A 25,425-nucleotide genomic window follows, 5' to 3' on the forward strand; every position below is an offset into this window, starting at 1 on the left:
CCACGTTGGCTGCTGAGCTGCACGTCGAGCTGGTCGCGGCGGACCGAAGCGTCTGGTCCGGCGAGGCCACTCTGGTCATCGCGCGTACCACATCGGGTGACATCGGCGTCATGCCCGGCCACCAGCCGCTGCTCGGTGTGCTGGAGTCCGGTCCGGTCACGATCCGGACCGCCGACGGCAATGTCGTCGCCGCGGTACACGGCGGTTTCATCTCGTTCGCGGATGACAAGCTCTCGCTGCTCGCCGAGATCGCGGAGCTCGCCGACGAGATCGACGTCAAGCGCGCGGAGCGGGCGCTGGAGCGCGCCAAGTCGGCGGCGGACGCCGCCGCCGAGCGGCGCGCCGACGTCCGGCTGCGAGCGGTCGCGGGGCACTAGCCCACGGCCCGATGAGTTCGTCCCTCAGCCGCGGACCGCACTGGAACATTCCAGGGCGGTCCGCGGCTGAGGCAATACAAGCCCGTTGCTCTAGATGATGCGAGGAGGTCGGTGGAGATGGTCCTCGCTCTGCTCGTGAGCGGCGTCGTCGTCCTGCTGGTGCTGGTGGGGCTCTTCGTCTTCGGGCTGCGGAGACGGCTGATCCAGCGCTCCGGCGGTACGTTCGACTGCAGTCTGCGCTGGAACGTCCCGGAGAAGGACCCCGCGCCGGACGGCAAGGGGTGGGTCTACGGCGTCGCCCGCTACAACAGTGACCGGATCGAGTGGTTCCGGGTCTTCTCGTACGCGCCGCGGCCGCGGAGGCTGCTGGAGCGCGCCTCCATCGAGGTGCTGGAGCGGAGGTCGCCTCTCGGCGACGAGGAGCTGGCCCTGCTGTCCGACGCGGTCGTGCTGATCTGTCTCCACCAGGGGACGCGGCTTGAGCTCGCGATGAGCGAGGACGCCCTCACGGGCTTTCTCGCCTGGCTGGAGGCCGCGCCTCCCGGCCAGCGGGTGAATGTGGCTTAGCTTCCCGTGGCCTCAAACGCCGGCCAGGCTGTTTTCAGCCTGGCCGGCGTTTGAGGCTATCGGTGACGGGACTACCGGAGACCGTTGTCGACTGCCGTCATCAGCGTGCCGCTGTCGCCCGACATCTCCCAGATCATCACGCCGCCCAGGCCCTTCGGCTTGAGCCAGGCCGTCTTCTTGCCGATCGACCACGCGTCGTCGAACGTCCACCACTGCCCGGCGTTGCCGGTGTACCCGTACGTGGCGACGGACTGTTCGTCGTGGTAGACCGTGAGGCCCGCGACGGACGCGAGCAGGTTGTCGTAGCCGCGCGTCCCCGCCTCCTCCGGGAACTGGCCGGGCGCCGCCCCGTTCGCCGTCTGCCAGACGCCCCGTTCGCCGCCGTCGGCGACCTGCTGCCAGCCGCGCCCGTAGAAGGCGAGCCCGAGCACGACCTTCTTCGGGTCGACGCCCGCGTCGAGGTAGGTCTGCACGGTCTTGTCGACGCTGAACTTCGTGGCGTACGGGTCCTTGGCGTCCTGGTACAGGTTCCCCTGGTGGCCCGTGCGGCCCGGCTCCCAGCTGTTGTCGCTGCCGGAGCCGTGGAAGTCGTAGCCCTGGACGTTGGCGAAGTCCATGTAGTCGAAGACGCTGGGCGTGCCGTCCTTGGTGGTGATGTCCCAGCCGGCCTCGATCTTCGCCGGGTCGGCCGGGGTGAAGGCCGTGAGCAGGTACTTCTTGCCGGTCGTCGCGCTCAGGGCGTCGAGCTGGCGGCGGAACTCGGCGAACAGCAGGGTGTTGTTCGCCTTGTCGTCCTTCGAGACGTGGTTGCCGGCGTGGCCGTCGGAGCCCGGCCACTCCCAGTCGATGTCGAAGCCGTCGAAGATGCCGGCGGCGGTGCCGGGTCCGCCGCGGCCGTTGGTGACGGGCAGGTCGCCCTTGATGTACATGTCGATGCAGGACTTGACGAACTCCTGCCGGGAGGCGTCCGTCTTGGCGACGTCCGAGAAGTACTTGCTGTAGGTCCAGCCGCCGATCGACATATTGATCTTGAGGTCGGGGTGCTTGGCCTTGAGCTTCTTCAGCTGGTTGAAGTTGCCGGCCAGCTTCTGGTCCCAGGTGTCGCCGACGCCGTCGACGGACTCACCGGCCCCGAAGCCCTTCTCGTAGTCGGCCCAGGAGTCACCCGCACCGTCGCCCTGGCCGGGGTCCTGCGGGTTGGGCGTGGTGGCCTTCGTGACGCCGTTGAGGCAGGTGAGGTCGGTGGGGTGGATGTTGGAGAAGGAGTAGTTGATGTGGGTGAGCTTGGCGGCGGCGCCCGTGCTCTCCAGTGACTTCACGGTGTAGCCGCGGCCGTAGATGCCCCACTGCACGAAGTAGCCGACCTTGGCGTATCCGGTGCCGGGCTGCGGCTCTCCGCCGCCCTTCGTGCGTACGGTCAGCGGCGGGCCGGCCTTACTCGTCTGGCCGGCGGTGTCCCGGGCGACGACGGTGTACGTGTAGTCGGTGCCGGGGGTCAGGCCGGTGTCGGTGTAGGCGAGCTTGGCGACCGTGGCGGCCTTCACCGTGCCGCGGTAGACGTCGTAGTTCTTGATGCCCTTGTCGTCGGTGGCGGCAGGCCACTTCAGGGAGACGGAGGTGTCGGTGACCGCGGTGGCCTGCGGGGTGCCGGGGGCGGTCGGCGGTGTGTCGGTGCCGCCGCCGCTGCCCGTGCGGAGAGTGGCGGACGGGCTCGCCGGGCCGGTCTGGCCGGCCGAGTCGCGGGCGACGACCTTGTAGGTGTAGCCGGTGTCCGGGCTGAGGCCGGTGTCGGTGAAGGCGGTGCCGGAGACCGTGCCGGCGACGCTGTCGCCGCGGTAGACGTCGTAGTTCTTGACGCCCTTGTCGTCCGTGGCGGGGGCCCAGGTCAGCGCGATGCTGTTCGCGGTGACCCCGGTGGAGGAGGGCTGTCCGGGGGCGCTGGGCGGGGTGTCGGCGGAGGAGCCGTCGCAGGGCCCGCCGTCGAGCTTGCAGGCCGCCGGGGCGCCGTCGCCGGAGGCGACGAAGCCGAAGGTGACGCTCGCGCCGGGCGCGATGGTGCCGTTGTACTCGCGGTTCTTCGCGGTGTAGCGCGAGCCCGAGCTGGTGAGCAGGGCGTCCCAGTAGGCGCCGACCGTGGTGGCGGCGGGGAAGTCCCACTCCACGGTCCAGGCGCTGATGGTGGTCGTGCCGGTGTTCTTGACGGTCCACTCCGCCTGGAAGCCCGTCCCCCAGTCGGAGGTCTTGGCGAACGACGCCGTGGCGGAGGGGGCCGCGTGGGCGGGGGCCGCCAGGCCGACGAGGGCGGCGGCGGGGAGGGCCAGCGTGGCCAGGGCGACCACGGCTCTTCGTAAGGTGCGGCCGATGCTTCCTGAGGTTCCTGTGCTCAAGGGGGTGCTCCTCGATGAGAGGTGCGGACAGGTGGGGGGTGCACAGTTGCTCGGGGAGCGTAGAAAGGTCCGTACCAATGGTCAAGAGGACTGGACCAGTCCCCACTCCTGCGCCAGCACCGCCGCCTGCACCCTGCTGCGCAGCTCCAGCTTCCCGAGCAGCCTGCTGACGTGGGTCTTCACCGTCGCCTCCGCCATCCCCAGCCGGCCCGCGATCTCCGCGTTCGACAGCCCCTCGCCCAGCGCCCCCAGCACCTCGCGCTCGCGCCGGGTCAGCGACTCCAGCCCCGCCGGCTCCGCCGCGCCCGCCCGCGGCCCGCGCGCCGGGCGCGCGAACTCGGCGATCAGGCGGCGCGTCACCGCGGGGGAGATCAGCCCCTCGCCGCGCCCCACGGTCCGCACGGCCGCGATGAGCTCCGCGGCGTCGCTGTCCTTGAGCAGGAACCCCGCCGCACCCGCGCGCAGCGCCCCGAACACGTACTCGTCCAGGTCGAAGGTGGTCAGCACCAGGACGTCCGCCAGCTGCTCGGCGACGACCTGCCGGGTCGCCGACACCCCGTCCAGGCGCGGCATCTGCACGTCCATCAGCACCAGGTCCGGGCGCAGCTCGCGGGCCAGCCGGACGGCCTCCTCGCCGTCGGCGGCCTCCCCGACGACCTCGACGCCGGGCGCCGAGCGCAGGATGAGGACCAGCCCGGAGCGCACGGACGCCTGGTCCTCGGCCACGAGCACGCGGATGCCCGCCCCTGCGGTGGATGCGGTGGTCACAGCGATACCTCCTCCGGTACGGGCAGCACCGCCCGCACGCGCCATTGCTTTCCGTCCGGGCCGGCCTCCGGGCCCGCCTCGAACTCCCCGTCCAGCAGGGCCACCCGCTCGCCCATGCCGACCAGCCCCGCCCCCGAGCCGGGCGCGCGCGGCACCGGCCCGCCGCCGTACACGCTGCTGACCTCCACCGCCAGGTGCCCGCCGCCCTCGCGCGCCAGACGCACCGTCACCGGGCCCGGGGCCGCGTGCTTGACCGCGTTGGTGAGCGACTCCTGGACGATGCGGTACGCGGCGAGCTCGATCGGCGCCGGCAGCGGGCCCGGCCCCCGGGCATCGTCCAGGGCGAAGCGGAACCGGTCGTCGCGGACGGCCTTGCGGGCGTGCGCGAGGAGGGCGTCCACGCCGTCGAGCCGCGGCGTGGCCGCGGGCTCCTCCTCGCCGCCCGCCTGCCGCAGCAGCCCGATGAGCCGGCGCATCTCGGCGAGGCCCTGCACGCTGTTCTCCCGGATCACGACGAGCGCCTCCTCCGAGGCCTTCGGCTCCCCGATCGACAGCGCCGCGGTGGAGTGGATCGCGATCGCCGACAGGTGGCCCGCGACCATGTCGTGCAGCTCCCGCGCCATCCGGGCACGCTCGGCGCCCACGGCCTCGCGGCGGTCCAGCTCGGCCAGCAGCGCCGTCCGCTCGGCCTCCAGCCGGGCCGCGCGCGCGGCGTCGCGGTGCCGGCGGATGCCCGCGCCCGTCCACGCCGGCGCCACGATCAGCACCCCGAAGCCGAAGCCGATCAGCAGCGCCTCCGGCTTGCGGAGCACCGCCACGGCCAGCAGCGTCCCCAGCAAGGTCAGCACCTCGGCGACGCGCGGGATGCGCCCGGCGACGGACGGACGGCCGTAGAGCACCGCCGCGTAGACGACGTCTGTGTACATGGCGATCGTCGCGACGAGCGAGCCCGTGCAGATGTCGAGGCCGAGCGTGAGCGTGCCGACGGCCAGGGCCGTCAGCGGGGCGCTGCGCCGCAGCAGCTCGGCGCCGCACATGACGGCCAGCGCGACCAAGGACAGCCAGCCGGGCAGCTCGGACAGCGGTGGGTTGTTGTGCAGGCCCAGGAACCACAGCGCCAGGCCGCCCAGCAGGCCTGTCGCCGCGATGAGGACGGCGTCGCGGTCGGGGCGGCGGGGCAGGCGGACGGGCATGCGTACATCACAGCACGCGGCGGGGGCCGCGGGGACGGGCTGCGGGAGGGGGTGGCGGAGCGCGCACTACATCGAAGGATGCAGTCCGGAATCGTCGCAGGCGACGACGAAACCGCTGGTCACGGCAGGGAGCCTGGGAGGGAGGGAAGGGAGAGAACCGTGATCGTCACGCTGATCGTCGTCTGCGAGGTCGGCTTCTGGGTGCTGCTGGCCGGCGGCCTGAGCCTGCGGTACCTGGCGAAGATGCCGCGGGCGGGGATCGCCGTGCTGCTGCTGGAGCCCGTGCTGGAGCTGGTCCTGCTCATCGCCACCGCGGTCGACCTGAAGAACGGCGCGGAGGCCGACTGGAAGCACGGCCTGGCCGCCGTCTACATCGGCTACTCCGTCGGCCTCGGCCACTCCACGATCAAGTGGGTCGACGCCCGCTTCGCCCACCGCTTCGCGGGCGGCCCGCCGCCGGTGAAGCCGCCGAAGTACGGCCGGGAGCGCACCGTCCACGAGTGGAAGACCGCCGCCCGCTGGATCCTGTCCTGCGCGGTCGCCCTCGGCCTGCTGCAGGCGGCGGTCTGGTACGTCGGCGACGGAGGCGACATCAGCTCGCTGCGGGCCTGGCAGACGAAGGCGCTCATCGTGGCCGGCATCAACCTGGCCATCGCGGCGAGCTACACGATCTGGCCGAAGCAGGCGCCGAGCGGGGCGGAGCGGCAGGCGCCGAGCCCGGAGGAGCTGAAGCGCTGACCCGTCAGCGGTTCTCGCCGGGGACCCACAGCACGTCCCCGACCTCCTTGTTCGCCGCCCGCGCCAGGATGAACAGCAGGTCGGAGAGGCGGTTGAGGTACGTCGCCGTCAGGGGGTTCATGATGTCCGCGTGGAGCTCCATCGCCGCCCAGGTGGACCGCTCCGCGCGGCGGACGACCGTGCAGGCCTGGTGCAGCAGCGCCGCCCCCGGTGTTCCCCCGGGAAGGATGAAGCTGCGCAGCTTCTCCAGGTCCTCCAGGAAGCGGTCGCAGTCCGCCTCCAGCTTGTCGATGTAGGACTGCTCGACGCGCAGCGGCGGGTACTTGGGGTTCTCGGCCACCGGCGTGGCCAGGTCGGCGCCCACGTCGAAGAGGTCGTTCTGGATGCGGACGAGGACCTGGACGATCTCCGCGGGCAGCTGCCCGAGCGCGATGGCCACGCCGATCGCGGCGTTGGCCTCGTTGGCGTCGGCGTAGGCCGCGATCCTGGTGTCGGTCTTCACGGTGCGGCTCATGTCGCCGAGGGCCGTCGTGCCGGTGTCACCGGTGCGGGTGTAAATGCGCGTCAGGTTGACCATGGGGACGAGCGTATCCACTGCCCGCCGCCCCGCCGAGGCCGACGCGCAACCGGACCACCCCTGTGACGCCCGGGACTCAAGGGGCTCAACTGCACTGTGGGGACGGGCCAGTGGGCGCTTCGGTGTGATGTCCGTCATGGGGGACGTGACGCGCATCTCTTACCGCCCAACCGCGCCGCGACGGGCGCTAATCTCCGGCCGAGAGAGTGCGTACAGAACAGCTCTGAGCACAGGGAGTAAGGGGACAGCCGTGGCCAAGAAGCTCGCCGTCATCGGGGCCGGACTGATGGGGTCCGGGATCGCGCAGGTGTCCGCCCAGGCCGGGTGGGACGTCGTGCTGCGCGACGTCACCGACGCGGCGCTGCAGCGGGGCACGGACGGCATCAAGGCCTCGTACGAGAAGTTCGTCGCGAAGGGCAAGCTGGAGGCCGCCGCGGCCGAGCGGGCGCTGGCCCGGATCACCACCACCACGGATCTGGACGCGGCCGCCGACGCGGACATCGTGGTCGAAGCCGTCTTCGAGGATATCGACACCAAGCGCGACATCTTCCGCACCCTGGACGGCCTGGTGAAGGAGGAGACGGTCCTCGCCTCGAACACCTCCGCCATCCCGATCACCAAGATCGCCGCGGCCACGCGGCGCCCCGAGCGCGTCGTCGGCGCGCACTTCTTCTCGCCGGTGCCGATGATGCAGCTGTGCGAGCTGGTCCGCGGCTACAAGACCAGCGACGAGACGCTGGCGAAGGCCCGGGAGTTCGCCGAGGGCGTCGGCAAGACCTGCATCGTCGTCAACCGCGACGTCGCCGGCTTCGTCACCACCCGTCTGATCTCCGCCCTCGTCGTCGAGGCCGCCAAGCTGTACGAGTCGGGCGTGGCCACCGCCGAGGACATCGACATCGCCTGCAAGCTGGGCTTCGGCCACGCGATGGGCCCGCTGGCCACCGCCGACCTCACCGGCATCGACATCCTCATGCACGCCACGGGGAACATCTACACCGAGTGCCAGGACGAGAAGTTCGCGCCGCCGGAGGTCATGCGCCGCATGGTCGACGCGGGCGACCTCGGCCGCAAGAGCGGCCAGGGCTTCTACCAGCACTGAACCGCCGCCGACCGGGTAGCCGATATCTAGTTCACCCACCCGGGTGAATTAGGTATCGGTTCGCCCATGAACGGCAACCTTGTCGTGTGAGAGCCAGTCAGTTCTTGAGAACCGCAAGTGCCACAAGAGCCGCAGGGCGACACCGTCATCACGCACCATCGGACATCACTCCGGGAGCGCACATGCACATCAGGGGCGATCACGCCGAACTGGTCGTCGGGGGCCGCCTCGACGTCCGCAGCGCGGCGGACGCCCGTACGGTCCTGCACTCCGCCCTCGACTCGGGCCGCGGCGACCTCGTGCTCGACCTCACCGAGCTGGACTCGTGGGACGCCACCGGCCTCGGCGTCATCATGGGCGCCCACCGCCGGGCCGGCCGCACCGGCCGCCGCCTCGTCCTGCGCGGCGTGCCCGACCGGATGCAGCGGCTCCTCGTCGCCACCCGGCTGCACCGCATTCTCGCCATCGAAGGCGGCATCGGCGCCGCGTCATGAGACTGTGACGTGCCCCGGGCAGCGGGGCGCCCGTCACTTCATGGATACTGTGCCCAGGTCTGAGGTTCGGTTTTCCCGCCGCGATAGGCCGCATAACAGAGCCCACGGCGGGCACCGATGAAGCGCCGGCCGGCACGCCCGGCCGAGGGTTGAAGGAGTGGGGCAGGCCGGGAGGGCAGACGGCACGCCACGCAATTGGGGGGCTTTCACCATGGACCCGACGAACCGACCCGAGGCATTCGGCGAGGGCGCCCACGAGCCCGCGGACGACCGCGGCCCGCGCGACCTGCCGGGCACCGACGGAGCCGCCGGGGATGCTGCACAGGGCGCCCCCGGGCTCGCCCGCGTCGTCCGCCTCGTCGCCGGTGACTACGCCGTCACCGTCAACCCCGTCGACGGCAGCGAGATCGAGCCCTGCCTGCCCGCCGACGTGCCCCCGCCCCCCGGCCGGCACACCCCCGACGAGCGCGCCGAGCTGCTCCGCGCCGCCGCACCCCCGCCGCCCGCCCGCCAGGCCGGCCCCGAACTGCCCCTGCTGCACCGCCAGGAGGAGCGCGAGCGGCTCACCCGGCTGCTCTCGCGCGGCCGCTCCGTCCGGCTGACCGGCCCCGCCGGCTCCGGCCGCAGCGCCCTGCTGGACGCCGTCGCCGACGACTGCGCCGGCCTCGCCCCCGACGGCGTCGTCCGCCTCACCGGCTACCACCGCACCGTCACCGACGTCCTGTACGACCTGTTCGCCGCCGTCCACCACGCGCCCCAGCACCGCCCCGACCGGGCCGCGCTGCTCGGCTTCGTCCGCGAGATCGGCGCCGTCGTCGTCCTGGACGACCTCGAATTCGGCGGCGCCGCCCTGGACGAGCTCCTCGACGCCACCCCCGAGTGCGCCTTCCTCTTCTCCGCCACCCCCGACGTCGCCGCGCCCTCCGCCGACTCGCACCTCGAGGAGGTCTTCCTCGGCGGCCTCGACCGCACCGCCTGCCTGGAGCTCCTGGAGCTCTGCGTCGACCGGCCCCTCACCGACGAGGAGGCCGGCTGGGCGGCCGACCTGTGGTTCGAGTCCGAGGGCCTGCCGCTGCGCTTCGTCCAGGCCGGCGCGCTGCTGCGGCTCGGGGCGCCGCCCGCCGACGGCCGGGGGAGCGAGGCGCCCGCCGCCGACTCCGCCGCCGACGAGTTCGGCGTCGTCGCCGAGCGGCCCTACGTCGCCGCCGCCGAGGCGGGCGCCGACCACGGCGGCACGCCGCTGCCCTCCCTCGCCGACGCCTGCCGCCCGGCCGTCCCGCTCGCCTCCCGGCTCGGCGACGCCGCCCGCGACACCCTGCGCTTCGCCGTCGCCCTCGGCGGCGAGGTCCCGCACCAGGCCCACCTGCCCGCCCTCGCCGGCGACACCCACGCCGACTCGGCCGTCGGCGAGCTGCTCGCCGCCGGCCTGATCACCGCCGTCGCCGGGCACTACCGCCTCGCCGCGGGCGTCGCCGCCCAGCTCACCGCCGAGGGGTACGGCAGCGGCGCCGCCGAGCGCGCCCACGCCGCCGCCCAGCACTACGCCTGGTGGTCCGGCCACCCCTCCGTCACCCCCGAGCGGGCCGCCGCCGAGGCCGACGCGATCCTCGCCGCCCTCTCGGCCCTGGCGGCCGGGGGCGACCCCGGCCACCGCGCCGCCGCCGTCCTCCTCGCCCGCACCGCCGCGCCCGCCTTCGCCGCCGCCCTGCACTGGAGCGCCTGGGAGCGCGTGCTGCGCTACGGCCAGGAGGCCGCCCGGCGCGCCGGCGAGGTCGGCGAAGAGGCCTACTTCCACCACGAGTTGGGCGTCCTGGCGCTCTGCACCGGCAATCTGCAGCGGGCCCGCGCCGAGCTGGAGGCCTCCGTCGGCATGCGCGGGGTCATGGCCGACAAGCGCGGCGCCATAGCGGGCCGCCGGGCGCTCGCGCTGGTCGCCGACCGCTCCGGGTTCACCCCGGCCGGCCCGGCGGGCAGCCCCGCGGGAGGCCCGTCCGCCGCCGCGCCCCGGCCCGGCGCCGGCCGCCCCGGCGCCGTGCCGCCCGTGGCGCCGCCGGCCGTGCCCCGGCCCCCCGGCGGGTCCGCCGGGCGCACACCCGCCGGCGAGGAGATCCCGGCCGCCCGCAGCGAGCAGTCCGCGGCGCCGCCGTCCGCGCCCGCCTCCGCTTCCCCGGCGGTCCCCGGCGCCGACCCGGACCAGGTCGCGACCACGGTCATCGCCCGCCTCGCGGCCGAGCGCGACCGGAAGCAGCGCGGCCCCGCGCGGCAGCCCTGGGCCCGGCAGATGATGATGGGCGGCGCCCGCCGCAACCTCGTCGCGGCCGGTGCGGGCGCCCTGCTCGCCGCCGTCCTCGGCACCGTCGTCACCCTGGGGATCACCTCCGGCGGCCAGGACGGCAAGTCGCCCGAACGGGTGAAGCCGGGACAGTCCGCCTCGCAGCAGGACGGCGACAACGGCCTCACCGCCGACCAGCGGGACCCCGGCGAGGCCGGGCACGCCCAGGTGCCGGGCAAGCCCGGCAAGCCGGGCCACTCGCCCGGCGCGGGCAGCTCCGGCCCGGCCTCCCCGGGCGCCTCCGGCAGCACGTCGCCGAGCGGCGCCCCGAGCGCGAGCGGCGAGCCCTCCGCCCCGCCCTCCTCCGGCGGCACGTCGCCGAGCCCGTCGCGCTCGCAGGGCGGCGGCAAGCCCTCGCAGTCGCCCTCGCCGAGCAGGAGCAGCAGCGGCGGCACCGAGCCCTCGTCGAAGCCCCCGGCGTCGCCGTCCTCGCCCTCCGTGCCGTCCTCGCCCGTCGGCGGCGGTTCGAGCTCGGCGAGCGGCCCCGTCGGCGGCAGCAGCCAGTCGGCCGCGAGCGGCCCGTCGGGCAGCAAGCCGGCGGACGGCAGTGTCAGCGGCAGCGGGAGCCCGTCGACCTCGGGCGCGTAGGCACGACCCCGCTCCCGGCGCCTGAGCACGGGCACGTCCCGGGCGGGGCATGCGAGCCCGCCCGGGCGGAGGAAGCCCGGGCCCGCCCCAGGCGCCTGAGCGTGTCCCCTTCCCGGGCGGAGGGATGTGGGCCCGCCCGGGGCCCGGCGCGGGAACGCGAACGCCGGACGGCTGGCACAGCCCGTCCGGCGTTCGGTGATGCTCCCGCAGCGCGGCTCAGAACAGCCGCAGCTTGTCGTCCTCGATGCCGCGCAGCGCGTTGTAGTCCAGGACGACGCAGCCGATGCCGCGGTCCGTGGCCAGCACGCGCGCCTGCGGCTTGATCTCCTGGGCCGCGAAGACGCCGCGCACGGGCGCCAGGTGCGGGTCGCGGTTGAGGAGTTCCAGATAGCGTGTGAGCTGCTCCACACCGTCGATCTCGCCACGTCGCTTGATCTCCACGGCCACCGTCGCGCCGTCGGCGTCGCGGCAGAGGATGTCCACCGGGCCGATCGCCGTGGGGTACTCGCGGCGGATCAGGGTGTAGCCGTCGCCGAGCGTCTCGATGCGGTCCGCGAGGAGCTCCTGAAGGTGCGCTTCCACGCCGTCCTTGATGAGGCCGGGGTCCACGCCGAGCTCGTGGGAGGAGTCGTGCAGCACTTCCTCCATCGTGATGATCAGCTTCTCGCCCGCCTTGTTGACCACGGTCCATACGCTCCCGTCGCCCTCCTTGAGGGTGCACGGCGGGGACATCCAGTTGAGCGGTTTGTAGGCGCGGTCGTCCGCATGGATCGAGACGCTGCCGTCCGCCTTGACGAGGATCAGCCGCGGGGCGGAGGGGAGGTGGGCGGTGAGCCGGCCCGCGTAGTCCACGGAGCAACGGGCGATGACGAGACGCATGGTGCGCAACGCTACTCGACTCCTGCCCCCTGACGCGATTCGCCCCTGATGGGCCCCTTCGCCGTTGGCTGGTTGTCGGTGCGTTCTCCTGGTGCGCCCGCAGTGGCCGAATTACCGTGGAAGCGGGCGGTCGTCGTACGGGCACGGGGCGTCGTCGTCCGCTCGCCCATCCGTGAGACCCCGCTCGCGGGGTCGCGAGAGGAGAACCCATGTCGCTCGACGTCTCACCGGCCCTCCTTGAACAGGCCGAGCGAGGCGAGGTCGATGAAGCGGAATTCGTCGACTGCGTCCGGACCTCCCTGCCGTACGCGTGGGAGATGATCAGCTCCCTGGTGGCCCGGCTCAGGATCGACGGTGGCGAGTTCGCCGACAACCAGACGCCTCCGCCGGACGAGCAGGCCCGCGGCCAGTTGCTGCGCGCACTGGCCAGTGACGCCATACGCGGTGCGCTGGAACGGCACTTCGCCGTGCGGCTGGCCTTCCAGAACTGCCACCGGGTGGCGGTCTTCCCGCTCGCCGCGGAGGCGGACGAGCGCCTCGCCCGCTTCACGTCGGTCCGGGGCCAGCTGCTGAACCAGTCCCCGGAACTCCGGGACTGCTGAGCCGTTCGTGCTGCCGCTCCGCATGCGGGAGGTGTCGAGTGCGGTGCGGGAGCGGCAGCAGCCCCGGAAAGGCAAGGCCGGCGGGAGGGCCGGCGGCTCAGTCGAGCAGCGGCAGCACTTCGCTGCCGAGCCGGCGGAGGTTGTCCTCGGTGGCGGCGAGGTCCCCGGAGCCCTCGGCCAGCAGGGCGAAGCGCGTGATGCCCGTGCGCTCCGCGGTGGCGGCGAGGCGGTCGGCGCACAGCTGCGGCGGGCCGACGGGGTGCAGCTCGCACAGCAGCCGGGTGTACTCGACGGGATCACGCATCGCGCGGGCCCTGCCGTCGACCGTCACATGGGCGGAGAGCCCCTGGTGCAGCCAGCCCGGCATGGCCTTGGTGAGCGTCTCCGCGGCCTCCTGGCGGCGGTCCCCGACCTGCACGACGCCGGCCGCGACGTGACCGGCCGCGGCGACCTCCTCGGGCGAACGCCCCGCCTCCAGTGAGCACTTGCGCCACAGGGCGACCATCTCCGCCTTCTCCGCGTCCCCGCTGTGCATCCCGAGCAGCATGGGCAGCCCCTGTGCGGCCGCGAGACGCACGCTCGACGGCGAGGTGCAGGCCACGACTACGGGAGGGCCGGAACGATCCTCCAGATCGTCGGGGCGGGGGACGACCGGCACTTCACGGAAGCGGAACCGGGGCCCGTCGGCGCCCACGCGGGGTTCGCGCAGCCACCGCATCAGCAGGCCCAGGGACTCGGGGAACCCCTCCTCGTACGCCGCCACACCGGAGTTGAAGACCTCCAGATCGACCCAGGGGCCGCCGCGGCCCACCCCGAGGGTGAACCGGCCCTCCGAGGCGAGGTGCAGCATGGCGGCCTGCTCGCCCAGGGCCACCGGGTGGACCGTGGGCAGCACGCTGACGGCTGTGCCCACCCGGATCCGGCGGGTGCGGCCGAGGGCCAGCGCCGCGAGGGTGACCGCCGACGGGCAGACGCCGTACGGCACGAAGTGGTGTTCGGCGAACCAGACCGCATCCAGCCCCGCCTCTTCGGCGACCACTGCCGTCCGCACGGCCCGGTGCAGGGCCTCGGCGTGCCCCTGGCCCGGGAACTGGGCGGCCAGGACGAATGCTCCAACGCGCATCGCTCTTGCTCCTCCTAGCGACCGACGCGGCATCCCCCACCGGAAATAACGGGGGACACGTGCCGGAGGCACGGCTCCGCGTTAAGTTTTCATGATGATCGGGAGAGCGTCCGGTGAGGGCGGGGGGAGACGCCTGTCCACCACGGTGACTCTGACGCGTAACCTGGTCACGGCCCGTAGCTCTCCGACCATCCGAGGTGCCCCGTGTCTCCGCGCCGAAACCGCCCGCGAGGCGGCGCAGACAAGCAGTCCGACGCTCCGCGCGCGGAGGGCGGCGACCGCTACGGCCTGGAGCGCACAGAGGACTGGCAGGGCGAGGAGTGGGTGGTCCGCACGATCGGCGGCGGCGGAGCCACGAAGCACTACCGCTGCCCCGGCTGCGACCAGGAGATCCCGCCGGGCGTACCGCACTTGGTGGCCTGGCCGCAGTACGGGGCCGGCATCGAGGACCGGCGGCACTGGCACAAGTCCTGCTGGAACGCGAGGGACCGCCGGAGCGTGAGGCTCCAGCGGTCCCGTAACGCACCGCGCTATTGAGTCGTGTGCGCCGGGCAGGGCCCGGCGCCCCGGTCGCCGGGCCGCCGGAGGCGCTACGCGTCGCGCTTGAGCAGCGCGGCGAAGGCGCCGCCGAGGGCGACGGCCGCGGCGATCGCCATGACCCACAGCGGATCCCAGCCGGTCAGGCTGGCGTTGGAGTCGTTGCCGGAGGCGCCGTAGAAGACCGACAGCATCATCGGGATCGAGTACTCGAAGAGGACCTCGCGGACCTTCATCAGGCTCTCGGTGAACATGAACATCCCGACGACCAGCGGCAGCAGGACGACGCCGAGCATCACCGTGATCGCGCCCGCGGAGTGGCGCAGCAGCGTGCCCACGCCGAGCGACACAAGGCCGAGGAACCCGACGAACAGGCTCGTGCCGACCGTGGTCTTGAGCCACTCACTGCCGCCGGCGGCGAACTCCGTCTGGTCGTCCAGCAGGGCGACGTCGGCCATCCCCACCACCACGGTGGAGACCAGGGTGACGACGAAGGCCAGGGCGAAGAAGACGATCGCCTTGGCCGCCAGCACGCGGACCCGGTCCGGGCAGGCCGTCAGCGTTGTGCGGATCATGCCCGTGCCGTACTCGGTGGAGATCGTCAGCACGCCGAGCGTGATCACGCAGATCATGCCGAGCATCAGGCTGAAGAAGCCGGCGGCGAGCGGCGTGGTGCCGTTCATCGTGCTGTTGGAGGCGTTGACGGCCAACGCGATCAGCAGGCCGACGCCGACGACGATCGCCACCATGACGCTGAGCGTCCAGACCGTGGAGCGCACCGAACGGATCTTGGTCCACTCGGCCGCGACGGCGTCCATGAGCGTCGCCTTGCGCACCGGGATCGGCGACACGTAACCGGCGGGGCCGGGCGCGCCGCCCGCGGGCGCGGTGCCGGGCCAGTAGCCGGGCGCGGCGTGCGGCGCGGCCTGCGGGGCGCTCTGCGGAGCCGCCGGGTGGGCCGCCTGGGGCTGGGGGGTGGTCATCGGGCGTCCTCGCTGTCGCGCTTGGTGAGGTCGGCAGGGGCGGGGGCGGGGGCGGGCGCGGCCGCCGGGGGCTGCGGAGCCGCCTGGGGCGGCTGCGGGGCGGCGGCCTGGGGCTGCGCGTACGGGTTGGGCTGCTCGCCCGGCAGGACGGGGTAGGGGTTGCCCTGCGGCGGGGCCCAGCCCTGCGGGGCGCCGGCGCCGGGGTGGCCGTAGCCGTGGCCCGGGGGCGGCGGGGCGAGGGCCGCGAGCTGGTCGGCCGTCGAGCGGTAGTCGACCGCGCCCTGCGTCATGCGCATGTACGCCTCCTCCAGGGAGGCCTGGTGCGGCGAGAGCTCCCACAGCCGGACGTCCGCCCCGTGGGCGATGTCGCTGATCCGGGGGAGCGGCAGGCCGGTGACGCGCATCCCGCCGTCCGGCTCGGCCAGCACCTGGCCGCCGGCCTCGACGAGCGCGGCCGTGAGCTTCTCGCGGCTCTCCGGCTCGGTCTCCGGGGTGCGCACGCGCGCGAAGTCCGCGGAGTTCGCGGAGATGAAGTCCTTGACGCTCATGTCGGCCATGAGCTGGCCGCGGCCGATCACGATCAGGTGGTCGGCGGTCAGGGCCATCTCGCTCATCAGGTGCGAGGAGACGAAGACCGTACGGCCCTCGGCCGCGAGCTGCTTCATCAGGTTGCGCACCCAGAGGATGCCCTCGGGGTCGAGGCCGTTGACCGGCTCGTCGAAGAGCAGCACCTGGGGGTCGCCCAGGAGGGCGGCGGCGATGCCGAGGCGCTGGCCCATGCCCAGCGAGAAGCCCTTGGAGCGGCGCTTCGCGACGTCCTGCAGGCCCACGACGCCGAGGACCTCGTCCACCCGGCGGGCCGGGATGCCGCCGAGCTGGGCGAGCGAGAGCAGGTGCATGCGGGCGCTGCGGCCGCCGTGCACGGCCTTCGCGTCGAGCAGCGCGCCGACCTGGCGCGGAGCGTTGGGCAGGCTGCGGAAGGGGTGGCCGCCGATCGTGACGTGCCCGGACGTGGGCTGGTCCAGACCCAGGATCATGCGCATGGTCGTCGACTTGCCGGATCCGTTCGGACCCAGGAAGCCGGTGACGGCTCCGGGCCGCACCTGGAACGACAGATTGTGTACGGCCGTCTTGGCGCCGTAGCGCTTTGTCAGACCGACTGCCTCGATCATTCTCCGCCCCTCGCGAGCTCTTTTGGGCGTAAGGCCCCGTAAGGGTTAGGAGCATAACGAGGAGCTGACGGTTCCCGTTACTCGTGGTGAAGCTCGGGGAGGCCCTCGGGCCGGGCCCAGCCCGCCCGGTGGAAGACCGCCCTCCCCTCGGCCCGCACCGCCTCGTCCGCCCGCGCCCGCTCCACCCAGCGCTCCGGGCCGGGGCCGAGCAGCGCGCGCAGCTCCGCCGAGGCCGCCAGCAGGGCGGTCAGGAGGGCGCCCTGGTCGCCGCCGCCGGGCCGGGGGCGGCCGGTGGCGGGGTCGGCGAGGACGCCGTGCACGCTCACGTACAGATACGCGCCGCCGAGCGGCTCCCCGGACGGCAGCGTCATGGGGAAGGCGCCGCCCGGCACCCATACGCGGCGGTAGTTGAATTCGGTCTCGTCGACGGCGGCCAGCTGCGCGGGGTCCAGCCAGCCCGCGACGAGCGTGTGCCGGGCCGCGGGCTCGGCGTAGGGCGCCGCCGCCACGTAGCCGTGCAGCCCGATGTGTGCGGAGCAGCCGATGCCGATGCCGCGCACCTGGACGGGCACCATCGGCACGGTGGCGCCCGCGCCGCGCAGGGTGAGCTTGTGGTGCAGCTGGGCGGGGGAGGCGTTGGAGCCGACGGCGAGGACGGGGCGGCGCGTGCCGCTGCGCGCGGCGCCGAGCCGGTCGAGGAGCTCGTCGAGCGCGGGCTCGGCGGCGGGGGTTCCGTCCGGCGGTGGTGCGCCGGACGGCGCACGGCCCTCGGCACCCGGCTGCCCGCCGCTGGGCAAGGCGGCGGGCGCCGGACCGGCGCCGTCCGGCGAACGCGCCGGGTCCGCAGCCGGCCCGCTCGCCATCCCCGTCACCACCCGCCACTCGCCCAGCGGCCCGGGTGCCGGCCGCAGGGGCAGCAGCCGCCCGTCCGTCAGCAGAGCCGGCTCCTCGACGGGGCGGCCGGGGTACGTCAGCGGCAGCTCGGCGGGCGCCCCGTCGAGCCCGAGGGCCCGCAGACTCCGGTCGGTCAAGGCGGCTCCTCGATCACGGGTGGCGGCGCGGCACCACCGGTCGTCCGTCGCGTACGGCTCGGCCCGGCTCGGCACCGCCGGTCAGGCTCGCGGTGGTGTCTCGCCGCGGCGGAAGAACAAGCCCGCTGACGGGCTCGTCGAGCCCCGCCGGGGCGGCACGGCCGGCCGGGCGACGGCCCTGCCGACGGGCGCGGCATCGCCCGGGAAGGAACGCCCACCGCCGGGACACGACCGTCACCCCGCAAAGAATGCCCGCCGCCACGGCGATCCACCCCCGCGGCGAGAGTCCGGCGGAATCCGGAGGAACCGGAGCTCCCGTGTACAAAAGAGTCCGCCGGCCAGGCGCTACGCGTCGCGCCGCTTCAGCACCGCGTACCCGCCCGCCAGCGCCGCCACCACCCACAGCGCCATGATCGCGAAGCCGCCCCACGGCCCGTACGGGGCGTCGTCCGCGATCGTCACCACCTGCATGACCTTGCGGCCGGCCTGGTCGGGCAGGTACTGCGCGACCTTCTTCGTGGCGCTCACCGCGCCGAGGATGTTGGAGATGATGAAGAAGAACGGCATGAGAATGCCGAGCGAGAGCATGGGGCTGCGCAGCATCGCCGCGATGCCCATCGAGAACACCGCGATCAGCGTCATATAGAGGCCGCCACCGATCACCGCGCGCAGGACGTGCGCATCGCCGATCGAGGTCCGGTGGTCGGCGAGCATCGCCTGGCCGATGAAGAAGGAGACAAAGCTCGTCGCCATCGCGATCACGAACGCGACGAGCGCCGCAACGGTGATCTTGCTGAAGAGGAACGTGCCGCGTTGCGGAACCGCCGCCAGGGAAGTCCGGATCATTCCGGTGCTGTATTCATTGGACACCACCAGCACCCCGAACACGATCATGGCGAGCTGGCCGAGTCCCATTCCCGCGAAACTCGTAAAGGTCGGGTCGAAATTCACCCGCTCCTTCAGCGGCATTTGATTGAAGTTGCTGCTGGTGAAAGCACTGATCAGGGCGCCGAGCGCCACGGTCACCACGAGTGCGAGACCGAGCGTCCACACCGTCGACCGGACGGATTTGATCTTTGTCCATTCCGATTGCAGGACCTGCGCCACCACCGCCACCGTCAGGATCCCTTCTTCTTCTGCCAGTCGGCTCCCCACCCGCCGCCGGGCGGTGCCGCGGCGACGCCCGGCGGGCCCGCCGCATCCGGCGGGGCGTCCGCACCCGGCGGCGCGCTGTGCGCGTGGTACTCCACCGACTCGGCGGTGAGCTGCATGAAGGCCTCTTCCAGGGACGCCTGCTGGGGGCTCAGCTCGTGCAGCACGAGCCGGTGGCGCGCGGCGAGCTCGCCCAGCTCCGCCGCCTCCGTGCCGTCGACCTCCAGATGGCCGTCCTCGGTGGTCACCGCCGTGACCCCGGCCCCCGCCAGCACGTCCAGCAGCCGCTCCACCTCGGGCGAGCGCAGCCGTACGTACGACCGCGAGTTCTGCTTGATGAAGTCCGCCATCGAGGTGTCGGCGAGCAGCCGGCCCTGGCCGATGACGATCAGGTGGTCGGCGGTCAGGGCCATCTCGCTCATCAGGTGCGAGGAGACGAAGACCGTGCGCCCCTGGGCGGCGAGGTTCTTCATCAGATTGCGGATCCAGTGGATGCCCTCGGGGTCCAGCCCGTTGACGGGCTCGTCGAACATCAGGATCTGCGGGTCGCCCAGCAGCGCGCCCGCGATGCCCAGGCGCTGCCCCATGCCGAGCGAGAAGCCCTTGGAGCGCTTTCCGGCCACCGAGGCGAGGCCGACCGTGTCCAGAACCTCGCGGACGCGGGCCCGCGGGATGCCGTTGCTCTGCGCCAGGCACAGGAGGTGGTTGTGGGCGCTGCGACCGCCGTGCATCGCCTTGGCGTCCAGCAGGGCGCCGACGGTCCGCAGCGGGTCCCGCAGCTGCCGGTAGTGCTGCCCGTCGATGAGGACCGTGCCGTGGGTGGGCCGGTCGAGGTCGAGCATCATCCGCATCGTCGTGGACTTGCCCGCCCCGTTGGGCCCCAGGAAGCCGGTGACGATTCCGGGCCGGACGGTGCAGGTGAGGCCGTCGACGGCGAGCTTCTCGCCGTAGCGTTTGGTCAGGCCCTGCAGCTCGATCATTCCGCCACGGTAAGGGTGACCGACGGGTCCTGCCAGCGGTAGCGGCCCGTCCGTGTGCGGAGGACACCCGTTCGGCCGCACTGGACGGCGGGGCGGCCCCCGGACCACCGCCCTGCGCGCTCGCACGAGCGGCGCACAGGGCACGGACCAGAGCGCTGCCGGCGGTCCGGTCGGATCAGCGGCTCTGCTGCGCCGGGACGCCGCGCGACATCGGCTCGTCGTCACCGGGGACGCCGGCCGCGGCGACGGCGGCGCCGGTCAGCGTGGCCAGCATCTCGCGGACGTTCGTCAGCTGGGCGTTGATGCTGTCGCGGCGGTTGGTGAGCGCCGCCAGCTCGCGCTCGGACTCGCTGCGGATGCGGTCCGCCTTGGCGTTGGCGTCGGCCACGATGTCCTCGGCCTGGCGCTGCGCCGTCTCCACCGTCTGCCGGGCGCGCCGCTCGGCGTCCGTGCGCAGCTTCTCCGCCTCCAGGCGCAGCTGCTCGGCGCGGTGCTCGATCTCCGCCAGCCGCTTCTCCGCCTTGGCCTGACGGGAGGCCAGGTCGCGCTCGGACTGCTCGCGCCGCTTGGCCAGGTTGGTCTCGAAGTCGGCGGCGGCCTGGGCCGCCTTGGCGCGGGTCTCCTCGAAGAGGGCGTCCGCCTCCTCACGCTTGGACTGGGCGTCCTTCTGGGCCTCGGCCCGCAGCTGGGCGGAGTCGCCCTTGGCCTTCTCGACGATGCGCGCGCCCTCGTCCTCCGCCTTGGCCTTGCGGTCGGCGGCGAACGACTCGGCGTCGTTGCGCACCTGCTGGGCGGCGGACTCGGCGAGCTCGCGGTGCTGCTCGGCGGCGCGCCGGGCCTCCTCACGCAGATCCTTGGCCTCTTCCTCGGCCAGCCGAAGGATCTTCTCGACCCTCGCCCCCAGCCCCGCATAGGACGGCTCGGCGTCGTTGACCTGGGCCTGAGCATTCTGCGTCTCGAGGTGCAGCTCCTCGATGCGCTTTTCCAGAGAGGTGATGCGTGCCAGTGCGCTGTCTCGGTCGGCGACGAGCTTGGTAATGCGGTCGTCCACCTGGCCGCGGTCGTATCCACGCCGCACAAGCTCGAAGCCGAAGGGGGAGGAAGTGTCACTCATGGGGTTCCTGTCATAAGAGACCGGTGAGGTGATAGAGGGAATCCTAGGGGTGCGAGCGGCGTGTCATCAGGTGAATGGTCGGCAGATCTGGAGAATGTCCCCCCGTTTGAGTGGCTACTTCTGTGACTGCTTGCCACCCGAACGTGTAGCACCGGCACCGGCCGCTGCCTTCACCCCGCCATCCTTGGCGCTTCCGGCCCCCGGGGCCTCAAAAGATTCCAACGCCTCCAACACGTCCTGGACACGGGAAATCTCGGCCTGAATGTCCTCGCGACGGCGCACCAGGACCTCCAACTCCCGCTTTCCCTCCTCGACAAGGCGCTTTGCCTCCTCCGCACCCTCGGTGCGCAGGCGCTCCGACTCGCGTACGGCGGCGGCCTTCTTCTGCTCGGCCTCCTTGAGCAGGCCCTCCGCCTTCTTCACCGCGGCGATGCGGACCTTGCTCGCCTCGCTGCTGGCGTCCGACAGCAGCTTCTTCGCCTTCTCCTCGGCCTCCGCGAGCTGCTCCGTCGCGGCCGCGACGAGCTTGTCGCAGCGCTCGCCCGCGGACTGCATGGCCTCGGCCGCCTCGCGGCGCGCCCGGCCGTGCAGCTCCTCGACCTCGCCCTCGACCCGGGTGCGCAGCTCGTCGGCGCGCTCCCTTATCGCGGTGGCGTCGCCACGGGCCTCGGCCAGCAGCGTGTCCGCGTCCGTACGGGCCTGCTCCACCAGGGCGTTGCCCTCGCCGGTGGCCTCGGCGACGATCCGCTCGGCCTCGCGGCGGGCTACGCCCACCATCGTGTCGGCCTGCTCCTCGGCGGCCGCGGCCGTACTCAGCGCCTCCTCCTGCGCCTTGGCGATCAGGGCGTCCGCCTGCTCGCCGGCGTCGGCCAGCCGCTTCGCGCCGGCCTCGCGGGCGTCGTCGACGGTCCGCTCGCTCTCGGCGCGCGCCTCCGCACGCAGCCGCTCCGCCTCCTGGACGGCGTCGGCCTTGATCCGCGCGGAGTCCGCGCGCGTGCTGTTGGCGTTCTCCTGCGCGGCGGCCAGCGCCTCGGCGGCCTCCGCGGCCATCCGCTCGGCCTCCGACGTCGCCTCGGCGACGAGGGTGTCCGCCTGCTCGGCGGCCTCCGCGCGGCGGGTGTTCGCCGCCTCGCGGGCCTCGTCGAGGACGCGGGCGGCGTCGCCGCGCAGCCGCTCGGACTCGGCGTCCGCCTCGGCGAGCGTCCGCTCGGCCTGCCCGGCCGCCTCCGTGCGGACGGCCTCGGCGGCCTCCGCGGCCTCCTCGGTCGTGCGGGCGGCCTCGCGGCGCGCGGCCTCCACCGTCGCGGCGGCCTCGGCCCGCAGCTTCTCCGCCTCGGCCGTGGCCTCGGAGATCAGCTCGTCGGCCTGCCCGGCCGCCTCCGTGCGGCGCCGGCCCGCGGCCTCGCGGGCCTCGTCGACGATGCGGTCGGCCTCGGCCTGCGCCCCGGAGGTGAGCTCCTCGGCCTCGCGGACGATCCGCGCGGCCTCGGCGTGGCCCTCCGAACGCATCTTGTTCGCGTCCTCGCGGGCCTCGGCGCGCGCCCGGGACGCGTCCTGCTCGGCCGACGCCAGGGCGTCGGACGCGTCGGTCCGCAGCTGCTTGGACCTGGCGGACGCCTCCGCGACCGTGCGCTCCGCGTCGGCCTTCGCCTTGGCGAGCAGCGCCTCGGCGGCCTCCGCGGCCTCGCCGCGGTGCTTCTCGGCGTCCTTGCGGGCCTCCGTGACCGTCCGCTCGGCCTCGGCGCGCAGCCGGGCGGCCTCCGCGGCCGCCTCCGCCTGCTGCGCCTCCGCCGACTCGCGGGCCTCGTCCAGGACGGACGTGGCCTCGGCGACCAGCCGCTCCGCCTCCGCCGTGGCCTCCGCCATCAGGGCGTCGGCCTGCTCGGCGGCCTCGGAGCGGCGCGCCGCGGCCGCGGCCCGCGCCTCGTCGGCCGTGGCGGCGGCGTCGCGCCGGGCCGCCTCGGCGGTCTCCTCGGCCTCCGCGATCAGCTTCTCCGCCTCGGCCATGGCCTCGGAGAGCAGCTCGTCGGCCTGCACGCCCGCCTCGGCGAGCTTGGCGTGGGCGCTGTCGGTGGCCTCCTCCAGCGTGCGGGCGGCCTCCGCCTCCAGACGCTGGCCCTCCGTGACCGCGTCCGCGAGCGTGCGCTCCGCCTCGGCGGCGGCAGCTTCCGAAGCGGCCTGGGCCTCGGCGCGGATCCGGGCCGCGTCCTCACCGGCGCGCTCGCGCTCGGCGTACGCGTCGGTCCGGACCCGGTCGGCCTCCTCCTGGGCCTCGGTGCGGGTGCGCTCCGCGTTGTGCTCGGCGGCCGAGCGCAGCCCGGCGATCTCCTCCTCGGCCTGCTCGTGCAGCCCCGCGACGGAGTCCCGCACCTGCTGGGCGGTCGCCTCGGCGGCCGACACCAGCTCGGCGGCGCGCACCTCGGCCTCCTCGACCAGGCGCTGGGCCTCCTCCTGCGCCTCGGCGACCCGCTTGCGCGCCGAAGCCAGCAGCTCCTCGCTCTGCTCGCGCGCGGCCTCGCGCTCGGCCTGCGCCTCCGTACGGGCGTCGCCCAGCAGCTCCTCGGCCTCGCGCCGGCGGCGGGCGGCCTCCTCCTGCGCGGCGGCCAGCGCCTCGGCGGCCTCGGCGGCCGTGCGCTCGGCGGCGGCGTTCGCCTCGGCGCGCACCCGGTCGGCGGTCTCCTGCGCCTCGCCGCGCAGCCGCTCGGCCTCCGCATTGGCCTCGGCGCGCAGCCGCGCACCGGCGGACTCGCCCTCGCTGCGGGCGGCGGTGGCCTCCTCGGCGGCCTCGGCGCGCAGCCGCTCCGCCTCGGTCTCGGCCTGCGACTGCAGCGTGCGCACCCGCTCCGCGGTCTCCGTGCGCTGCCGCTCGGTCTCCTCGGCGGCCTCGCGGCGCAGCCGCTCCGCCTCCGTACGGGCGTCGCGCAGCGCCTTCTCGGCGGCCTCCACGCGCTGCTCGGCCTCGGTGTGCAGGCGGGTCAGCTCCGCGTCGGCCTCGGCGCGGCGCGCCTCCGCCGCCTTCTCGGACTCCTCGCGCAGCTTCCGCGCGGCCTCCTCGGCCTCGGTGCGGGTGCGCTCGGCGTGGTCCTCGGCCTCCTCGGCCATCTCCTCGGCCTCGGTGCGCGCCCGCTCCAGGGCCTCCTCGGCCTGCTTGCGCAGGGAGGCGGCCCGCTCGGCGGCCTCCGACCGGACCCGCTCGCCGTCCGCTGCCGCGGACCCGCGCGTCTCCTCCGCGTCGGCCTTGGCCTTGGCCAGCAGCTCCTCGGCGGTCTTCGCCGCCTCCTCGATCTGCTGCAGCGCCTCGCGCCGGGCCTCGCCCCGCAGCCGCTCGCCCTCGGCGACGGCGTCGGCGCGCAGCTGCTCGGCCTCGCCGCGCAGCCGCCGCGCCTCCTCCTGGAGCTCGACGGTCTTGGCGCGGTACTCCTTGGTGTCGTCCTTCGCCGCGCCCTTGAGCTGCTCGGCGGTGTCCGCGGCCTGCTCGCGCAGCCGCTCGGCCTCGGTCTCGGCCTCCTTGCGGATGCGTTCCGCCTCGGCGGCCGCGGCCTTCGTGGTGGCGCGGGCGTCCTCGGAGGCCTTGGACAGGACCTCCTCGGCCGTCCGCGCGGCCTTGGCGAGCTGGGCCGCGGAGTCCTCCGCGGCGGCGCTGCGGGCGTTCTCCGCGGCCTCGGCGACCAGCCGCTCGGCCTCCGCGGCGGCGTCCGCCCGCAGCTGCCCGGCCTCGGCCTTGAGCGCCTCGGCCTCCTTCGTGGCCTCGCTGACCAGCCGGGCGACCTCGGCCCGGGCGGTACGGGTGCGCTGCTCGTTCTCCGACTCGGCGCCGGACAGGCTGCGGGCCGCGCTCTCCTTCGCCTCGGTGACCAGCTTCTCGGCCTCGGCGCGCGCCTCGCGCAGCGCCGCGTCGGCCTCCTGCAGGCGGGCATCGGCGGTACGGCTCAGCTCGGCCGCGGCCGTGCGCGCCTGCTCGCTCTCCGTGCCCGCGGCGGCCCGCAGCTGCTCGGCGTGGTCGGTGGCCTCCTGCGCCTGCGCGGACGCGGCGGTCAGCAGCCGCTCGGCGTCCGTACGGGCACGGCGCAGCAGCGCCTCGGCCTCGGCGCGGGCCTCGTCGGCGGCGGAGCTGAGGCGGGACCGGGCCTGCTCGGCCAGCCGCTGGGCCTCGGCGCGGGCCGCGGCCAGGGCCTGCTCGGCCTCCGCCCGGGACTCCTCCAGCAGCCGGCGGGCCTGCGACTCCGTACGCGCCCGCAGCTGCTCGGCCCAGGCGACGTTCTCGTTGACGTGCGACTCGACGGTCTGGCGGCGCTCGTTGAGCTCCTCGTCCAGGCGCTGGCGGCGGGCGACGGCCTCCGCGTGGAGCTCGGCCTCCATCCGCGCCTGGCGCTCGGCCTGCTCCTGCAGCAGCCGCTGCGTCTGCGCCCGGGCCTCGCGCAGCTCGCGCTCGGCGTCCGTACGCATCTGATCCGCCTGAATCTGGGCATTGCGGAGCAACTGCTCCGCCTGGTAACCCATGTCGGCGGTGTCGTACGCCGGGCGGTGGGCGAGATTGCGGCGCGCCTCGTGGAGCTTGGCGCGCAGCACCTCGACCTGGTAGCCGAGGTCGTCGGCGTGCTGGACCGCCTTCTCCCGCTCCTTCTTCAGCCGCTCCATCTCGGCTTCGAATTGCGAGAGGTGGTCGTCAGCCTCGTAGCGGTCGTTGCCCCGCACTGCGCGGTCCCATCCGTCCCCTGGTCGCCTTGGCGGC

The 25,425-nt window shown here is 73.9% G+C and carries 21 protein-coding genes; 8 read left to right on the forward strand and 13 right to left on the reverse strand.

Translation table 11 applies throughout. The features are described 5' to 3' along the window. Positions 1–5: 5 nt before the first annotated feature. A complete protein-coding gene (locus IF61_RS0120935; protein WP_030368004.1) occupies positions 6–377 on the forward strand; it encodes a F0F1 ATP synthase subunit epsilon in 372 nt (123 codons plus the stop codon). A gap of 117 nt (positions 378–494) precedes the next feature. Then, positions 495–944: a DUF2550 domain-containing protein gene (locus IF61_RS0120940; protein WP_030368005.1), complete on the forward strand. Its 450-nt coding sequence runs from the start codon at positions 495–497 to the stop codon at positions 942–944. A 71-nt stretch (positions 945–1,015) separates the two neighbouring features. Here IF61_RS0120940 and IF61_RS0120945 read toward each other — a convergent pair whose 3' ends face one another. From IF61_RS0120945 to IF61_RS0120955, 3 genes are all read right to left on the reverse strand, one after another. After that, the gene (locus tag IF61_RS0120945; RefSeq protein ID WP_078660379.1) at positions 1,016–3,331 is read right to left on the reverse strand and encodes a glycoside hydrolase family 18 chitinase; all 2,316 of its coding nucleotides are present in this window, start codon (positions 3,329–3,331) and stop codon (positions 1,016–1,018) included. 81 nt (positions 3,332–3,412) lie between these two features. Next, positions 3,413–4,099: a response regulator gene (locus tag IF61_RS0120950; protein WP_030368007.1), complete on the reverse strand. Its 687-nt coding sequence runs from the start codon at positions 4,097–4,099 to the stop codon at positions 3,413–3,415. Beyond that, positions 4,096–5,292 carry a sensor histidine kinase gene (locus tag IF61_RS0120955; RefSeq protein ID WP_030368008.1) on the reverse strand — a complete coding sequence of 399 codons (1,197 nt, stop codon included), beginning with the start codon at positions 5,290–5,292 and terminating at the stop codon, positions 4,096–4,098. Before IF61_RS0120955 ends, IF61_RS0120950 begins: the two co-directional genes overlap by 4 nt. Positions 5,293–5,451: 159 nt before the next feature. Here IF61_RS0120955 and IF61_RS0120960 point away from each other — a divergent pair, with 159 nt between their 5' ends. Beyond that, a complete protein-coding gene (locus IF61_RS0120960) occupies positions 5,452–6,030 on the forward strand; it encodes a hypothetical protein (RefSeq protein WP_052392886.1) in 579 nt (192 codons plus the stop codon). A 4-nt stretch (positions 6,031–6,034) separates the two neighbouring features. Here IF61_RS0120960 and IF61_RS0120965 read toward each other — a convergent pair whose 3' ends face one another. Beyond that, positions 6,035–6,607, reverse strand: a complete 573-nt coding sequence (locus IF61_RS0120965) for a cob(I)yrinic acid a,c-diamide adenosyltransferase (protein ID WP_030368010.1) — start codon at positions 6,605–6,607, stop codon at positions 6,035–6,037. A gap of 250 nt (positions 6,608–6,857) precedes the next feature. On the opposite strand from IF61_RS0120965, the gene IF61_RS0120970 reads away from it, so the two are divergent. The 3 genes from IF61_RS0120970 to IF61_RS0120980 all read left to right on the forward strand — a co-directional run bounded on the left by IF61_RS0120970 (position 6,858) and on the right by IF61_RS0120980 (position 11,120). Further along, positions 6,858–7,706 (forward strand): 3-hydroxyacyl-CoA dehydrogenase family protein, encoded by an 849-nt coding sequence (locus IF61_RS0120970; protein ID WP_030368011.1) that lies wholly within the window; start codon positions 6,858–6,860, stop codon positions 7,704–7,706. Positions 7,707–7,888: 182 nt separating this feature from the next. Then, entirely contained in the window at positions 7,889–8,200 is a 312-nt protein-coding gene (locus tag IF61_RS0120975) for an STAS domain-containing protein (RefSeq protein WP_030368012.1), read from the forward strand. A 211-nt stretch (positions 8,201–8,411) separates the two neighbouring features. Beyond that, positions 8,412–11,120 (forward strand): P-loop NTPase family protein, encoded by a 2,709-nt coding sequence (locus IF61_RS0120980; protein WP_030368013.1) that lies wholly within the window; start codon positions 8,412–8,414, stop codon positions 11,118–11,120. Between the two features lie 216 nt (positions 11,121–11,336). Here IF61_RS0120980 and nucS read toward each other — a convergent pair whose 3' ends face one another. Further along, entirely contained in the window at positions 11,337–11,999 is a 663-nt protein-coding gene (nucS, locus tag IF61_RS0120985) for an endonuclease NucS (protein WP_030368014.1), read from the reverse strand. 209 nt (positions 12,000–12,208) lie between these two features. Here nucS and IF61_RS0120990 point away from each other — a divergent pair, with 209 nt between their 5' ends. Beyond that, positions 12,209–12,601, forward strand: coding sequence for an SCO5389 family protein (locus IF61_RS0120990; RefSeq protein ID WP_030368015.1), 393 nt, complete (start codon positions 12,209–12,211; stop codon positions 12,599–12,601). A gap of 97 nt (positions 12,602–12,698) precedes the next feature. Here the strand turns inward: IF61_RS0120990 and IF61_RS0120995 are convergent, their stop codons facing one another. Further along, positions 12,699–13,724, reverse strand: coding sequence for an LLM class flavin-dependent oxidoreductase (locus IF61_RS0120995; protein ID WP_030368016.1), 1,026 nt, complete (start codon positions 13,722–13,724; stop codon positions 12,699–12,701). Between the two features lie 204 nt (positions 13,725–13,928). Between IF61_RS0120995 and IF61_RS0121000 the strand changes: the two genes are divergently transcribed. Next, positions 13,929–14,261 carry a hypothetical protein gene (locus IF61_RS0121000; RefSeq protein WP_030368017.1) on the forward strand — a complete coding sequence of 111 codons (333 nt, stop codon included), beginning with the start codon at positions 13,929–13,931 and terminating at the stop codon, positions 14,259–14,261. 53 nt (positions 14,262–14,314) lie between these two features. On the opposite strand, the gene IF61_RS0121005 is transcribed toward IF61_RS0121000, so the two are convergent. The 7 genes from IF61_RS0121005 to scy form a co-directional block, all read right to left on the reverse strand. Continuing rightward, on the reverse strand, positions 14,315–15,244 hold the full coding sequence (locus tag IF61_RS0121005) for an ABC transporter permease (RefSeq protein WP_030368018.1): 930 nt from the start codon (positions 15,242–15,244) through the stop codon (positions 14,315–14,317). Continuing rightward, positions 15,241–16,416, reverse strand: coding sequence for an ABC transporter ATP-binding protein (locus IF61_RS0121010; protein WP_030368019.1), 1,176 nt, complete (start codon positions 16,414–16,416; stop codon positions 15,241–15,243). Before IF61_RS0121010 ends, IF61_RS0121005 begins: the two co-directional genes overlap by 4 nt. 77 nt (positions 16,417–16,493) lie before the next feature. Further along, positions 16,494–17,447 (reverse strand): hypothetical protein, encoded by a 954-nt coding sequence (locus IF61_RS0121015; RefSeq protein ID WP_030368020.1) that lies wholly within the window; start codon positions 17,445–17,447, stop codon positions 16,494–16,496. Between the two features lie 345 nt (positions 17,448–17,792). Next, complete coding sequence (locus IF61_RS0121020; protein WP_397945249.1) at positions 17,793–18,563, reverse strand: ABC transporter permease; 771 nt, start codon at positions 18,561–18,563, stop codon at positions 17,793–17,795. 2 nt (positions 18,564–18,565) lie between these two features. Next, the gene (locus IF61_RS0121025) at positions 18,566–19,579 is read right to left on the reverse strand and encodes an ATP-binding cassette domain-containing protein (protein WP_030368022.1); all 1,014 of its coding nucleotides are present in this window, start codon (positions 19,577–19,579) and stop codon (positions 18,566–18,568) included. A 175-nt stretch (positions 19,580–19,754) separates the two neighbouring features. After that, complete coding sequence (locus tag IF61_RS0121030; protein ID WP_030368023.1) at positions 19,755–20,693, reverse strand: coiled-coil domain-containing protein; 939 nt, start codon at positions 20,691–20,693, stop codon at positions 19,755–19,757. 114 nt (positions 20,694–20,807) lie between these two features. After that, complete coding sequence (gene scy / locus IF61_RS0121035; RefSeq protein WP_030368024.1) at positions 20,808–25,388, reverse strand: polarized growth protein Scy; 4,581 nt, start codon at positions 25,386–25,388, stop codon at positions 20,808–20,810. Between the last annotated feature and the right edge of the window lie 37 nt (positions 25,389–25,425).

The organism is Streptomyces roseoverticillatus (assembly GCF_000719265.1).
Lineage (GTDB): Bacteria > Actinomycetota > Actinomycetes > Streptomycetales > Streptomycetaceae > Streptomyces > Streptomyces roseoverticillatus.